13 protein-coding genes, 1 tRNA gene and 1 pseudogene are annotated in these 15,097 nt (G+C 45.5%); 9 read left to right on the forward strand and 6 right to left on the reverse strand.

Going from position 1 to position 15,097, the window contains the following annotated elements:
- Nucleotides 1-5: 5 nt before the first annotated feature.
- From DFP97_RS16175 to DFP97_RS16185, 3 genes are all read left to right on the forward strand, one after another.
- Entirely contained in the window at nucleotides 6-1,820 is a 1,815-nt protein-coding gene (locus DFP97_RS16175) for a prenyltransferase/squalene oxidase repeat-containing protein (protein ID WP_245976298.1), read from the forward strand.
- On the forward strand, nucleotides 1,817-4,099 hold the full coding sequence (locus DFP97_RS16180; protein ID WP_114381219.1) for a glycoside hydrolase family 88/105 protein: 2,283 nt from the start codon (nucleotides 1,817-1,819) through the stop codon (nucleotides 4,097-4,099). Before DFP97_RS16175 ends, DFP97_RS16180 begins: the two co-directional genes overlap by 4 nt.
- Before the next feature lie 216 nt (nucleotides 4,100-4,315).
- Nucleotides 4,316-5,011, forward strand: coding sequence for a uracil-DNA glycosylase (locus tag DFP97_RS16185; RefSeq protein WP_114381220.1), 696 nt, complete (start codon nucleotides 4,316-4,318; stop codon nucleotides 5,009-5,011).
- 74 nt (nucleotides 5,012-5,085) lie between these two features.
- On the opposite strand, the gene DFP97_RS16190 is transcribed toward DFP97_RS16185, so the two are convergent.
- On the reverse strand, nucleotides 5,086-6,042 hold the full coding sequence (locus DFP97_RS16190) for a protease complex subunit PrcB family protein (protein WP_114381221.1): 957 nt from the start codon (nucleotides 6,040-6,042) through the stop codon (nucleotides 5,086-5,088).
- A gap of 251 nt (nucleotides 6,043-6,293) precedes the next feature.
- On the opposite strand from DFP97_RS16190, the gene DFP97_RS16195 reads away from it, so the two are divergent.
- The 4 genes and pseudogenes from DFP97_RS16195 to pckA all read left to right on the forward strand — a co-directional run bounded on the left by DFP97_RS16195 (nucleotide 6,294) and on the right by pckA (nucleotide 11,458).
- Nucleotides 6,294-6,369, forward strand: a tRNA-Val gene (locus DFP97_RS16195).
- A 1,151-nt stretch (nucleotides 6,370-7,520) separates the two neighbouring features.
- A pseudogene (locus DFP97_RS31575) lies at nucleotides 7,521-8,560 on the forward strand (CitMHS family transporter).
- 135 nt (nucleotides 8,561-8,695) lie between these two features.
- Entirely contained in the window at nucleotides 8,696-9,733 is a 1,038-nt protein-coding gene (gene gap / locus DFP97_RS16210; RefSeq protein WP_114381222.1) for a type I glyceraldehyde-3-phosphate dehydrogenase, read from the forward strand.
- 132 nt (nucleotides 9,734-9,865) lie between these two features.
- Nucleotides 9,866-11,458, forward strand: coding sequence for a phosphoenolpyruvate carboxykinase (ATP) (pckA, locus tag DFP97_RS16220; RefSeq protein WP_114381224.1), 1,593 nt, complete (start codon nucleotides 9,866-9,868; stop codon nucleotides 11,456-11,458).
- 126 nt (nucleotides 11,459-11,584) lie between these two features.
- Here pckA and DFP97_RS16225 read toward each other — a convergent pair whose 3' ends face one another.
- The 5 genes from DFP97_RS16225 to DFP97_RS16240 all read right to left on the reverse strand — a co-directional run bounded on the left by DFP97_RS16225 (nucleotide 11,585) and on the right by DFP97_RS16240 (nucleotide 14,366).
- Nucleotides 11,585-12,277 (reverse strand): response regulator, encoded by a 693-nt coding sequence (locus tag DFP97_RS16225; RefSeq protein WP_147275066.1) that lies wholly within the window; start codon nucleotides 12,275-12,277, stop codon nucleotides 11,585-11,587.
- A 325-nt stretch (nucleotides 12,278-12,602) separates the two neighbouring features.
- Nucleotides 12,603-12,752 carry a hypothetical protein gene (locus tag DFP97_RS30780; protein ID WP_181873549.1) on the reverse strand — a complete coding sequence of 50 codons (150 nt, stop codon included), beginning with the start codon at nucleotides 12,750-12,752 and terminating at the stop codon, nucleotides 12,603-12,605.
- 138 nt (nucleotides 12,753-12,890) lie between these two features.
- Nucleotides 12,891-13,403, reverse strand: coding sequence for a CBO0543 family protein (locus DFP97_RS16230; RefSeq protein ID WP_114381226.1), 513 nt, complete (start codon nucleotides 13,401-13,403; stop codon nucleotides 12,891-12,893).
- A gap of 78 nt (nucleotides 13,404-13,481) precedes the next feature.
- Nucleotides 13,482-14,033 (reverse strand): DUF3231 family protein, encoded by a 552-nt coding sequence (locus tag DFP97_RS16235; protein WP_114381227.1) that lies wholly within the window; start codon nucleotides 14,031-14,033, stop codon nucleotides 13,482-13,484.
- Between the two features lie 138 nt (nucleotides 14,034-14,171).
- Nucleotides 14,172-14,366: a DUF2524 domain-containing protein gene (locus tag DFP97_RS16240; protein WP_114381228.1), complete on the reverse strand. Its 195-nt coding sequence runs from the start codon at nucleotides 14,364-14,366 to the stop codon at nucleotides 14,172-14,174.
- Between the two features lie 158 nt (nucleotides 14,367-14,524).
- On the opposite strand from DFP97_RS16240, the gene DFP97_RS30785 reads away from it, so the two are divergent.
- Entirely contained in the window at nucleotides 14,525-14,692 is a 168-nt protein-coding gene (locus DFP97_RS30785; protein ID WP_181873550.1) for a hypothetical protein, read from the forward strand.
- A 133-nt stretch (nucleotides 14,693-14,825) separates the two neighbouring features.
- A complete protein-coding gene (locus tag DFP97_RS16245) occupies nucleotides 14,826-15,077 on the forward strand; it encodes a DUF3892 domain-containing protein (protein WP_114381229.1) in 252 nt (83 codons plus the stop codon).
- Nucleotides 15,078-15,097 lie beyond the last annotated feature (20 nt).

A 15,097-nucleotide genomic window follows, 5' to 3' on the forward strand; every position in this document is an offset into this window, starting at 1 on the left:
TGTTTATGGAAAGAGAGATGATGATGATGTACGAGAAGCTGGTTTCGGTTAACGATTATTGGGTGAAAGACGGTATGGATAATCAGGTGCTCGACAGCAGCAGCATGTTTTACGGTGGGGTTGCCGATCCTGTGAACGGGATCGCTTGGCCGACTCATGGCGGAACGCCGATGGTGATGGCGTTATGGACGGCAGCTTTAATTAATGAAGATTCACAGTTTTACCACAATGAAGAACTGCTGTCTCGATTGGAACTGGGGGCGCAGTTCTTGTTGCGATTCCAGCATGCCGACGGTACGATTTCGCCCGGATGGACGAATATGCACTCCCCGCCGGATACCGCTTTCGTTGTGGGTGGTCTGGCGCAGGTGTACGAGCTGCTGGCCGCTCATGAATGGAAAGCTTTACGAAATGCAGTAGCGGATATCCGGCTGTTCCTGGAGAGAACGATCCCGGCACTGCTGACCGGCGGCTGCCACACTCCGAATCACCGCTGGGTTATCACTGCGGCGCTTGGATTTTTGTACAAGATGACAGGGCAACCCGAATTGAAGGAACGGGCGGATGAGTGGCTGGCGGAAGGAATAGACTGCACGGAAGATGGAGAGTGGACGGAGCGGAGCAACGGCATATATAACGGAGTCAGCGATATCGTCCTGTTTTACGCGGCGGAGCTGTTCGACCGTCCTGAATTGCTGGAGCCGATTCGCCGTAACTTACGGATGATGGTCTATTTGATTCATCCGGACGGCGAAGTGGTAACGGATTATTCCGGCCGCCAGGATTTCGGCAGCAAATATGATATGGGGGGCTATTTCCTCGTTACGAAGCTGATGGAGAACCGCGACCGGGATCCGCTGTTTGCCGCGTTAGCAGAACTCGCGGGCCAGGCGCTGGCTCATCCCGGCTGGCTGCCCAATAATGCGTTGATCGGCTTTTTACGTTACCCGGAGCTTCGCGAACGTACGGTCGAACCTGGCGAGCTGCCGGACCGGTACCGGGTGTTAATAAACCGCGACTTTCCGAGAGAGCGCTTCTTGGGTGGCATGGAGGCGGCAGGGCACGGCGGCCGGATTTATCACAGCCGGCTGCATCCTGATTTCGGCGCTCCGGTCGCCCGCCAGCGGGACGGGGCGACAAGCGTCACCGTCATGACCGAGACGAACTCCTTCTTCGCACTGCGGCATGGCGCTGCGCGGCTGCTCGCCGTCCAAATCGGCACGTCGTTTGAGCCCGGCTTCGTCAAGCTAAAGCACATGGAACAGCTGGAGCAAGGATACCGGTTAACGGCAACCGAAAAGAAAGGTTATTACGGTCCAGTCCCGGGCACGCATTTGCCGGAAACGGCAGGCGGACCGGTTAGCCCTTGGTATTTGCTGCCGCATCATCTTCGGGAAATAACACACGAGCAGCACCATCTTGTCGAAGTTGAATTAACGGAATACGAACAAGGCTGGAGGATCCATATTCACTGCGAGCAGCCGGAAGTATTGATGACGCAAATCTCCTTTGTGTTCAGCAGCGAAGGAGAGTTATCCGGGAAAGGCCTTGAGCCGGCGGCGGCAGGAACCCTTTTCTGGAAAGAAGGTACAGCTCGTTTTACTTCTGGAAGTGATTGTATTGAACTGGACAGCGGAGCGCACGAGCACTGGGCGAAGGCGCTCAACAATATAAGCTATCCGGCAGATTGCCAAACACTGGTCGTCAATCTGATGACGCCGTATAACAGAACGTTCGACATCCGGCTTTCTCGGCTTGAAATAAACGAAGGAGAAACTGGATTGGTCTCATCAAATGGAAACGGGGAGATGATTCGATGACCGTCTATATGGAGCCCCGCGAAAGCGTACGCTATTGGTTCGGCGACGATGATCGCCGCATATTGGAGGTATTGTCCGGCCGTTATATCGGCGCGAACCCACCAGTTCCCTTTGCGCTCCGCGCTTTTGCCAAATCGGGCGTGCTGCAAAATAGGGAAGGGCTGTACGATATGAATATGTCGGGCAAACTGCCGTATGCGAAGAATGGCGATTTCGCATACGTGTTCGGTCTCGTTTGGAGCGACGACGAGCGCTCGATAGACGGCATCATGGAGCCGTTCGGGCCGGTACGGCTGTATGTCAATGAAGAGCAGGTTTACCGGTCGAATGCGGTGGATGAGATGAAGCCTGACGCGAGAGTTGTTATTCCGCTGCTCTTCCGCAAAGGCTGGAATGCTGTCCTAATCGAAGCTCGCAAGACGGAAGCCGGCTTCGGGTGCCGATTCGGCGCTGAGGAGGCGAAGGTCCGCATCCTGCAGGTCCTTGCTCCTTTTGCCGGCCGAGCGGGAAGTGCGGGTTGGGTTTATGCAGGGCCAGTGAAAGCATCGGTGTTTGGCAGCGAAGGAATGTTTCCCGACTACTCTCTGCCGGAAGAGTTAAGCGGATTGACGTGGCAGCCCCGAACGAGTTGGACTACGAAAGAAGCGGTGCTGCCTAACTTCGAGCGGCTTTTCGGTCGTCCTGCGCAACCGGCTGCAGCATTAGGCTGGACCGGACTGTCCGTGCCGGCCGAAGAAGAAACAGTAGTTCTGGAGGGGAATGCCTTTGGGCCGACGACAATTTGGCTGAACGGCCAACCGGTTGTGGATCTTGAGGAGTCGGGCTCATTCCGGACAGCAGTTCCCGTTAGTCCCGGGATCCGCCAGCTGCTGGTTCGCAGCGTCAGCGGTCCGAGCGGTTGGGGCTTTGAACTAGGCGCTTTTGCGGGAGCGGAACCGCTTTCATTCGAATTGCCTGTTGCCGTACATGGAAGTGGTGGGGCATGGTTGTATGCGGGTCCGCTGGATTCTGCTGATAAGCACGACCCTTCGTCTGTCTGTACGACAGCTGCGTTGTTTCCTGCCGTAGACCTCGAAGGCCGCTCCGCCGGCAGCGCATATTGGTCGCTGGACGCACCGGAGACGCGGGTTCGGCCTTACTACGAGAATGCGATGCTGAGCAACAAATGGACGACCGGCACCGCCACGAACTACGGGCGATGGGATTATCCGCTCGGCGTTACGATGTACGGACTGCTGCGAACCGCTCGCGAGCTGAACCGGCAAGACGTGTCCGATTATGCGATCGGTCACATCCGCAGCTGCACGGATATGTACGATTATTCCTTATGGGACCGGGAAGAATACGGATTTCCGTCCGTTAACCACCAGCTTGTTTTAATCCGGATGCTGGATAACTGTGGCTCGTTCGGTTCGGCGATGCTTGAGGCTTATTTGCAAACGAAGGAGAAGAGTTACCTCCGTATTGCAGATGTAATTGCTGATTTTATGCTCCATAAGCTGGAACGCAGAGAAGACGGCGCATTCTATAGGCTGTGCGTAGGCGAGTATGCGGCAGATACGATGTGGGCGGACGATCTGTACATGAGCGCGCCTTTCCTGACGAGGTATGCTGCGGCGACAGGAAAACGCGAAGCGCTCGATGAAGCGGCGAGACAATTTCTGTTGTTCAAACGTTATTTGTTTATGGAGTCGGAAGGCGTTATGTCGCATGTATTTGACTTTAAATATAGCAAGGCGACGCGCGTGCCGTGGGGACGCGGCAACGGCTGGAGTCTGTTCTCGTTGTCGGAGCTGCTTGAGAAGCTGCCTGACGATCATAAAGATCGGGAAGCGCTTCTGGCCATGTTCCGTGACATGTGCGCGGGGGTGGCTGCTTTGCAGGGAGAATCAGGATTATGGCATCAAGTGCTTAATCAATCGGAGGCGTATGAGGAAGCATCCTGCACCGCCATGTTCGTTTACGCATTCGCAAGAGGGGTGCGTTTTGGTTGGTTGGACAGCAAGGACACCTATGCAGCAGCGGCGCTTAAAGCTTGGCGGGGACTGACCGGCGGGGCAATTGATCGTCAAGGCAACGTGCACGGCGTATGTAGCGGGTCACGTTACTCGTTCTCGCCTGACTATTACATGTACGATCTACGGACCGTCGTTAACGATAATCACGGTATCGGCATAATGATGCTTGCAGGTGTGGAAATAAGCCGGTTGAAATCTTTCATTGACAGGCCGGAGCACCCCTCTGTACCGGAAATGGCACTGCAGCGGCAGGATTCATAATGGACGAAATTTAGAATTGTCGAGGACGATCTCACGTTCGCAAGGACTATGATTGTGTTCTAATTTTGCCTATGCTAAGATTATTATAGAAGCACAGAAAAATACCGAGTACGTGGGCTTCCTTCGTCTTTATCTGAGTGTTCAGGTAAAGTCGGGGGAGGTTTTTATTTAAATATAGATTTACTCTTGTATAAGGGTGTAAAGGAGATAACTGCAATGACGATAGCATTAAGCAATGATTGGTCAATTCAGTTAGAGAGTGAGATGTCAGCTCCTTATATGCGAGAGCTTCTGTCTTTGCTTGAGCATAAATATAATACGATGAACGTTTATCCGAGCAAAGGGGATATTTTAAAAGCGCTTCATTATACATCATACGAACAAACGAAGGTTGTTATTTTGGGACAAGATCCTTACCATGGTCCCCGGCAAGCGCAGGGTCTTAGCTTCTCGGTAATGCCTGGCGAGAAGGTACCGCCTTCGCTTCAAAACATATATAAAGAGCTTGAGGCGGACCTGGGTTGTCCGATTCCTGATCATGGCAGCTTGGAAGCATGGGCGAAGCAGGGCGTATTGCTCTTAAATACGGTGCTTACCGTAGAGGAGGGTAACCCTAATTCGCATCAAGGCATGGGATGGGAACGGTTTACCGATTCAATTATTGAAGCTTTAAACAAAAGAGAGCGTCCTATCGTATTTATTCTTTGGGGCAAGCATGCGCAAAAGAAAGCAGCGAACATTGATGGGGACAAGCATCATATCATCGTCTCGCCTCACCCAAGCCCTTTTGCGGCAAGAAAGGGTTTCTTTGGAAGCAAACCTTTTTCGAGGGCTAATTCATTTCTGGAGAGCATGGGGGCTGCCGCCATTGATTGGCGTATACCATTGCTTTCAGAACTCAATAAAATATAAGTGTTGTTTGAAGTGAAAAGAGGCTTCTCCGCTGTCTGATACGCTGATCAGACATGTGGAGAAGCCTTATTGATTTATTCTGCTGCTGAACCGCTGCTAGACACAGATTCATCAGCGCTAGTCTTTGATGGCAGCACCGGTTTGAACACCGCGTCTACATAGGTGGAAACTTGCACGTCGGTCATGACCTGAGGATACATCTTATCCGGATCTGGCAATACGGTTTCGACATTAATCACAGCTTTATCACCTTCAAAGCCGATGGATGAGATACGTATGCTGTAACCAGGGTGCGGCACTTGTGTGCTGACCGTTACTTTATTGATATCAGAGTTAACAGCAGTTACCGATAGTTTCAAGTCTAAGGCAGGCTGCTCTGGAAGTTCAGGGATAGGCGTCGTCTCCTTTACAAATTTAATCGCGTCATGGAGCCATCCTGCAGCATCACTGCGCGTAATCGCTTGCTTTGGATAAAATTTGTTCGAGCTGTCTAGTGTAACAACTTTGCTAATGATCAGCTTTTGGATGCTATCCATGTAGGCGCTATTCACATCAGCCTCATCCTCAAGCGTCATGAAAATTTCGATAAACGCAAAGTCACCCTTCGTTAGAATCGCTTTAAATAAATGATGGGCGAATTGCTCGCGAGTCATGGTGTCGTTAGCCTTAACTGTCTTCGGAATTTCAAGCCCGTTCAGGTTGGCAATAATGAAGGCTTTGGAATACCAAGCATCATCCTTCAGGTTAGGAAAATAATCGCTCGCCTTCGGTTCTTTAATGAAACGAATGTGGTCAATATTGAGATCTAAGCCTTTTACGATCATGGAAATGCCGGCTGCATAACTCACTTTGCCCTTAGGATTGAATTTATCCTCTTTTTGATCGCCACTTAATACCCCTAGTTTTTTAAGCTCAATAATCTTTTGTTCATTCGGATCATTTTTAATGTCCTTAAATGCCCAGACGGTTTGTCCGAGTGTGAAAAGCATCATAGCAACTAGCGCCAATACAATAAATGAACGTTTCTTCATTCTGTCACCTCTTCTTCAATTTGCTGCAGCACTTACATGACGCAGCGAGAAGAAAAATTGTTGCATATCGTATGAACATATTATTTTTTTATACCGTTAGCTGGATTTGATTTATTGGGAGGTAACGTTAACCATATACTTTCATTATGTACTATTCTGACCGTGCGGAAACGATAAACCAGGTATAAAAAGAGAAAAAAGTGATTGACTTCAGTTTTTAATCCTGATATATTATTACTTGTCACTAACGTGATCTGATAGCTCAGCTGGGAGAGCACTATCTTGACAGGGTAGGGGTCACAGGTTCGAACCCTGTTCAGATCACCATAACTTAAACGTCGAAAGCCTTGATAATCAAGGCTTTTTTTGTTTTTAAGGTCAGTTTACATATGATGAAACATGTATGTCCAAGCTAATGGCAAGAAGTAATAGCATAAATATGTTCAGCATTAATTGTTGCGAAAGTGGTTCCAACTAAAAATGCTACAGCGATAATTATAAAAGCAACGGCTTTTTTCATCGTGATTACCTCCCCTTCTGTGTAGTGTTTACAGGAAGAATATATCACGTGAGGTATTCCCATTTGTAGGGTAAAACCCGGGAAGTTTTCGGGAAGTTTTTCGGGTGTATCAAAATGAATATTGAGGATCATGCGAGAGGTATTATCTAAAAGTTATTTAAGGTGCAAATGGAAAAGTACGAATGATAAACCATAATCCAATAAGATATGCAAAACACAAAGCGATCAAAATACCAAATAAAATTATTATTACTTTCATTATTTTCTGCATTTTGAATCACTCCTTTTCATTCTGATGATACAACAGTTACCTGTTCGGAGTGAGTACCAACTTTATCTAGTATCATGAAGTAAAAATTGAATTGGGAGCTAAGAGACCTGGAAGTCTGTGACGGATCACCTAACCCTGAAGGCGAGAAGTGGCACGGGAAGTTCCCGAAAGTGGAGTGTGATGGCAAGCGAGAAGTTTATGAACCGCTGATTATAGGAGGATTAAAGGATTAAAGCAGTGTTCTGATAATCGCGTATCACTTAGGTATGGTTTTATCCTGTTCAGCATCGATCTCACCTGTATCTGCTTTCTCGAAGCTTTCAGTAAAAGCCTCTACATTTTCGAAACCCTGTTCAGGTCAACATAATTTTAAAACGTTCAGAACCCTTGCTGTCCAGCAAGGCTTTTTTTATTGTGATCAACCTCAGCAGTGTCAACATAGGCCCTTTCTTCCTTTTATCCGTTGCGTTTATTGTGGAAAAGAATTTAAAGGTATTTATAAAGCTTAAGCTCGTAATATTTCCGTCATGACAATGATCTTATATAATCACTTTAAAATGAAATCGCTTTCAAAGGAGGGGGATTAATCATGAATCACCTACGTACATGTGGAGTATGCGAAAACGAGATGAACGAAGCCAATGTAGATGTGCCAATGTGGAAGAAATGAAATTGGAGGTTTAACGTATGTTATCGATTCTTGGTTTTCTTATGATTGCTGTTTTTATGTTTCTGATTATGTCAAAGCGGCTGTCTGCTATCGTTGCACTCATCTTAATTCCTGTCTTATTCGCTCTGATTGCCGGATTTGGTACGGATATCGGACCCATGATGATGGAAGGTGTTAAAACGATCGCCCCAACAGGCGTTATGCTCATATTCGGTATTTTATATTTCGGAATTATGATTGATACCGGCTTGTTTGGTCCGCTTGTAAATCGAACATTAAAGGCGGTTAAAGGAGACCCCGTTAAAATCGTTGTCGGAACTGCAGTGCTGGCACTGCTTTTATCGCTTGACGGTGACGGTTCGACAACGTATATGATTGTCGTTGCAGTCATGCTGCCCTTATATAAGAGACTCGATATGAACCCGCTTATACTAACAGCTGTAACCATGCTTGCCAGCGGCGTTATGAATATTACACCTTGGGAGGACCGACTGCGAGAGCCATGAGTGCACTGCATTTGGATGCCTCCCAGTTGTTCACTCCTATTATATTCCTCTTTAAATGAAATTGAACCCGATGTTACAGCGGGATGGCGGCTGCGCTTGAGGAGACGGACTATAAACGGCCGCGCCTCATTTGGCTAAACTGCAGGGATTTTTACAGGAATTTTAACGGGTACAAAGATGGTGGATGCTATGGCTCTTACCCTAGTGGATATGATACCGGACGCACTTGGTCCGCATTTGCCGGTCATTGCGGCTATTACCAGTATGCCCCTAACATTCTTTATGTCAAATGATGCCTATTATTTCGGGATTTTACCTCTTATTACTGAAGCGGCGAATACGTACGGGATCGATCCTGCAGAAATGGGAAGAGCCTCGCTGCTTGGTCAGCCGGTTCACTATTAAGCCCATTGGTGCCGTCAACTTATTTGCTTGTCGGATTGGCCGGAGTTAATTTTGGCGATCATCAGCGGTTTACGCTCAAATGGGCGATCGGCTCAACGCTAGTTATGCTGGTAACGGCTTTGATTATAGGAGTTGTGAACTTTTAGAGAACAATTAGTGCGTCACTTATGAACAATATGACCAAAATAGCACAACATATAAATTATATATTGTGTATTATATATCGATATGTTATATCTTAATTAAGGAAAAATTATCTTTTACTTTGAAAGGAGAACTCAATGACTGCAGGACTAGGAATTAGTGGCATGGGGAGAATTGGTAGATTACTGGTTAGAAAGATGTTGTCTGGCGGTACGAGTCAAATCGAATTGAAAGCGATTAATTCCGTCTATCCTGCTGAAACGGTAGCTCATTTACTAAAGTATGATACGGTGCATGGAACATGGGATGCTGCTATTACAGTAAAGGATGGGATGCTCGTTATTAATAGTCATCCTGTGCAGGTAACTTATCAACGTGAACCTGAAAATATTGGATGGGGTCAGATGGATGTAGACGTTGTAATTGATGCTACGGGCAAGTTTAATCATCGGCAGGGTGCACTGAAACATTTGAAAACCGGGGCATCCACCGTAATCGTCACAGCGCCTGGAACGCAAATGGATCTTACTGTGATCATGGGAGTTAATGATCATTTGCTTGATTTGTCGCAGCATTCGATTCTTTCAGCGGCTTCTTGTACAACAAACTGCGTTGCACCTTTGCTAAGTATTTTGGATGATTCTTTTCAAGTTAAGAATGGCTGGATGACAACCGTTCACTCCTTTACTTCGGACCAAAATCATTTGGATAATCCGCATAAAGATTTGCGGAGAGCCCGTGCTTGCACGCAATCCATCATTCCCACTACAACAGGCGTAGGGAAGGCGCTTGCGGATGTCCTTCCTCATCTTGCTTCCAATATTGAAGGCATTTCAATCCGTGTACCTGTCCAAGACGTTTCATTAGTTGATCTCACCGTTCAAGTTAAACGTGAAGTCTCTTTGGAAGAGGTTAAATCGGCATTTATAACGGCGGCAAACGGGTCATTATCCCATTATGTCGGGTTTACGGAAGAGCCTTTAGTATCATCGGATTTTATAGGGTGCGATAAATCAGCTGTTATTGATTCACTTTCTATCATGGTGATGGGAAATCAAATCAAAGTACTTGCTTGGTATGATAATGAATGGGCATACGCTAGCAGAGTTATTGAGCTGGCTCAAACCGTAAGCGAAAGGATGGGGCAAAAATGGCAAACTTCGTTGGCTCTATAAATTTGGGATCGGTCTTGTGTAAACACTGTGGAAATCTCATCGATACCGTAGATACAGAAAAAGTTATTATCTATTACTCCGATTGCTTGCAATGTAATAAGGAAAGCTCGGAGAAGGAGGAGGAGAAAACGTATGAATACTAGACAAGCATACAAAATGGAATTAGCGGAAATTTTGCAGCAGGATAAAGTTCATTACAATCTGGCTGTCCCGAATTTGGTTGAAGCGGCTTTGATGCGCAAGGAAGGTACAATCACTTCAACAGGAGCGTTTCAAGTGACTACGGGGAAATTTACAGGTCGTTCACCAAAAGATAAGTTTGTTGTCAAAGAAACCCGTGTTGATCAACATATTGCCTGGGGGAATGTGAACCAACCCCTGTCTTCAGCACAATTTGAAAAAATTTATGATAAAGTGTTGAATTACTTGCAAGATCATGAACTGTATGTGTTTGACGGATTTGCTGGAGCAGACGGAAATTACCGGCTTCCTATCCGAATCATAAACGAATATGCCTGGCATAACCTGTTCGTTCACCAATTATTTATTCGCCCGACGCAAGAAGAACTTGTTTCTCATCAACCGGAGTTTACCGTCATTACGGTACCGGGACTAAAGGCGGATCCGCTTGAAGACGGGACGAATTCAGAAACATTTGTTGTTGTCTCATTCGAAAGAAAGCTAATTTTGATCGGTGGCACGGAATACGCGGGAGAGATGAAAAAATCGATATTTACTGTACTTAATTTTCTCTTGCCTTTTAAAAACGTTTTTCCGATGCACTGCTCAGCGAACGTTGGGGATAAAGGTGATGTGGCGCTCTTTTTTGGTCTATCCGGCACAGGAAAAACGACACTCTCAGCCGATAATAACCGGCAATTGATTGGAGACGATGAGCATGGCTGGTCGGATCAGGGAGTGTTTAATTTTGAAGGCGGCTGCTATGCAAAATGTATAGATCTATCCCTGGAAAAGGAACCGCAAATATGGAATGCTATTCAATTCGGCGCTGTCTTAGAGAATGTTGTAATTGATCCTATAACCCATCTTGCCGATTATAGTAATAAGTCTCTGACTGAAAACACGCGCGCAGCGTACCCGGTCAACAGTATACCAAATGCGGTCATTCCGGGAGTAGCCGGACATCCGCAAGTAGTGATTTTTTTAACAGCAGATGCTTTCGGTGTGCTGCCTCCCATTTCTAAATTGACAAAAGAACAGGCCATGTATCACTTCTTGTCGGGGTATACTTCGAAGCTGGCGGGCACGGAGCGTGGGGTAACAAAACCTGAGGCGACCTTCTCGGCAGGTTTCGGAGCGCCGTTTCTTCCGCTGCAACCAACGTTTTACGCCCGGATGCTAGGGGAGAAGATTGAGGAACATGAAGTAAAGGTCTATTTAGTGAATACGGGCTGGACCGGCGGTCCGTTCGGGGTAGGAAAACGAATGAATTTATCCTATACCCGGGCTATGGTTACGGCTGCCTTAAATGGAACGATAGAGCAGGCAAATTTTACGGCCGATCCGATTTTTGGTCTACAAATCCCCGATTTTGTGGAGGATGTGCCAAGTGAAATGCTGCACCCAAGAAATACATGGCAGGATAAAGCGGCGTATGAAAAAGCAGCAAATGAACTTTCGGACCGTTTCATCCGGAATTTTGCGCAATTTTCAGATGTAAACGAAGAGATCCTGAAAGCCGGGCAGCAAAACAAAGACAGATAAAATCAAAATGAGTTTGTGAATCACGGGATTAAAATTGCTTTAAGGGGCTGTCTCAAAAGGTCTAAAAACCTGAGAGACAGCCCCTTTTAAGCATTTTTCACACAAATAACGAATTTGATGTCAGTGTTATTGTTTCTTCATACAATATAGTTTTTGAGGACGGCCAATCGTACCATATTGAAGAAATTCATCGATCATATTTTCTCTTAAGAGGTATTTTAAATAATTACGCACAGTCGATAAGCTGACCCCGGCCATCCGCGTAATTTCTTCGGTTGTAACCAGATCAGTAGCATGTTGAATACAGGATTGAATGAGTTTAAGCGTTTTCTCGTCGATCCCCTTATTGAACTGGTGAGAAGATGATTCTTTTGGGGCGCGAAGCTTCATCAAATCGTTTAGCAGGTCTTGATTTAATTCGGCAGATGAAGTTAGACGTCTTTTGAACTGGGCATATTTCGCCAGTGTATTCTGCAAATGATCCAAATCAAACGGTTTGATCAAGTAACCGAATACACCAAGACGTAAACCTTCCTCTACGATATCGCTTTCATTGGAGGCAGTAATTAAAATGGTGTCGGAGGGAACGCCCAGACTGCGAAGCGTCCGCAATAATTCAATCCCTGAGCGGTCGGGTAAGTAGATGTCCAGCAAGAGCAGATCCGGGGCTTGTCCGTTGATTAGGTCAAACGCCTCAGCATAATTCTGAGCAATTCCTGTCAATACAAAGTCCTTATTCATTTCGATATATTTACCATGCATTCTTGTAATTCGAAAATCATCCTCTATAATGAGCACACGAAGGGGAGAGCTGTTCAATTTTTAATCATATCCTTTGGCAATATGGCCCGTAATGTTGCGCCTGCAGGTGAACTGTCCATCAACAGCAAAAGTAGGACTATAACCATATTTAAAACGACTAATAAATTGATTTTGGTTCGAAGCTGTAGAGGTTTCTGTCTGAGCAAAGATAAGCTGGTAACTGCGTATTGTCCTCCGATATTTTTTATTCCTCTAATTAACCTATTATTAATTGCAGATGTTTCAATTAATAACTCAAACGGAGCAGTAAAGAATTTGGCTTGAAAGTTATATTTATGAATGAATATGTAAGAGCGCTTGAATGACCAAGCGCTCCACAAAATTAGTAGTAATAAGGTTTACATGTCCGGCGTTTCTTGAGATGCTTATCCTTCTTGCCGACAACAAGAACTTTTTCACCTGGTTTAACAAAAATAACTTTAACCTCTTTCTCTTTTTCTTTCTCTTTGCGATTACAGTTGCAGTAACCCATTCAAATCATCTCCTCTTTTTCAAGATAGTATAGTATATTCATAGATTAATAGGTTCGATTGGACAAATGATAGATTGGATAAAATTGGGTTTTTGCAAAACGTATGAATCCACATGAATATTGAATAATAGCAGCCTGTTATTTCATTTTCTCAAAGGGAACATCAAACCATATAATAAGGAACCCTATGTAAAACAGCGACAAAATTAACGCGATAAGCGGCTTACGGTAGTGAATACGCAGTATTATGAACATCACAATATCAAAAAACAATGACCAAAGGAGATTCCAGCCGTTATGGTAGGTAATTGATCCGCATTTCACTGATATGTATTCGAGCAGAACAAAAATGGCTGTAAACAGGAGAATGTAACCAGCTCGTGCGAGAAGCCCTCTTCCCGTTGGATACCATGACAGATAAACCCATGTTAAAATGGGCATTCCAATCATAATGAGAAGCAGCATCGGAATCAAAGCGAGCGGAAGGCCGTTAGGTTCCATCTGCCAAAGTTGATATTCATAACAGATAAGTTCATATAATAAATTTCCAATTGCAGCAAAGAGCATTGTCGGATAATAGCGTTGCCATTTACGATCAGCAAGCTTGACAGCAACGAGAATCCAAAGGATGGAATAGATTATTGCAACCAAGAACCGCACTCCTCACATTATTAATATAAAGGTCCGGGGAGTTTTCCGCCGAACCTTGAATTAGACCAAAAAATTATTTTAATTGTTCTGCGGAGCTCCTGGCGGATAGTAATAAGGCGGGATTTTTAGCCATCCCCGCTCTCTCATCATGTTTTTTATATTGGCTCCAAGTATCATTTTCTCTGCTTGAAATTGAGCAAACATCATGCCGACGTCATCCCTAACCGATTGCGAGGATGCCGTTGCAGCTGTAATAATAAGCGAAACTATTTTTAGTGATAGTCCGTTTGCCAATTCATCATCCGTTTGTTTTACTCCAAGTGGGATGCTATTCGGAGCCGAAAATGGCTTTGATTCAGAAGATGGGGGTAAGGTGATGCCTTCGTTCAACATAAATTGTGTAAGACGTTTCCGCTGAGCTCCACCAAGCTTTTGATCCTCTTCTAAAGCATGTTTTAACTGATCGTCTATCGTGGTGTTTAAACCTGCTTCGACAAGAATTTTAGCTTCTTCAAGCCCGCCCAAATAAATCCAGCATGACATAACCTCGCCGACATGAAGCGGTCCCTTCGGGTCATCATCGATCATTTTTTTAATGGTTTCAATTGCTGCTTCTATAACATTTGCCATTTTGAGAACCTCACATTTTTTTGCTTAATATTAGCAACTGGAATTTTAATTATTCTATAATACGACATGGCATTGATAATTAACGCCATAAATAAAACCCCCGTGATCCCTATAACCGCGGGGGTTCATTTTTATTGGCTACGATTCATGAGGAATATCGCATTTGTTTCGGATAAAATGGATTTGGTTACGGATCCGATTTAATTGCTGCTGCTGCTCGTCGGATTGTCCGTCTGCTGCGGCTAGCTCAAGCTGGTTCAATTCCTGCAGCAGGTTAGGTAAATCGGTAGATGCGTTTGCACAGTTATAGTTACTTTCAACTTGATCAAGCATGGTTATTCCTCCTCATCATTGGTTAGGTTGTAATGCCCTAGAAACGTGACCACCTTTTAATATGATCCGTTCACTGGCGGATATGCATGATGAAAATGAATACTAAATGACAGATTTTATGCATACCTATATAGAAAGCGCTCAGGAGGCGGTTTCTGTTGGCTGCACAGTTTGCCTATTTAATCATCTGGTTATTAGGGATGTTTGGAATCATTGGCATTGTCGTTGGAAGTGTCGCAAGGTTTGTTATAAAGGACTCCCTATCGTATGATGAGCGATTCGTATGGGGCAGGAAGCTCCCTGCAGATGCTGTGAAAAGAAAATAGCTCAGAAATCCGGCGTTCGCAGCCAGTGCGGGAGCGCCGGATTTTTTTATTTACCAAAAGGTATAAAAACAGCATGAATAGGGCATTATAAAAGTTGGCTTTACATTCAGCAACATGAAAGGAGCTAACGAAGATGAGTGATTCAATCGGTGCGCAAGATGCTAGAGAACAGATTGTAGCGGTACAGAAAAACGGAGACGGTGATCTAACCGCATTCAAAACGTCAAGCGGTCGCGTGCTTGATTATGCTACAGCACTCCAAGAGGTGCAGGGTGGTCATATCGCAGGCGTTAACGCTTTCAAGGGCAGGGATGGAGAAACCTACATTCGCGGCGACGCGGACGGCGATCCTACAAACAATTTGGACGAGCTTCCAAACTTTTAATCAGAAACGAATATGAGAGG

This window comes from Paenibacillus prosopidis (assembly GCF_003337375.1).
Lineage (GTDB): Bacteria > Bacillota > Bacilli > Paenibacillales > Paenibacillaceae > Pristimantibacillus > Pristimantibacillus prosopidis.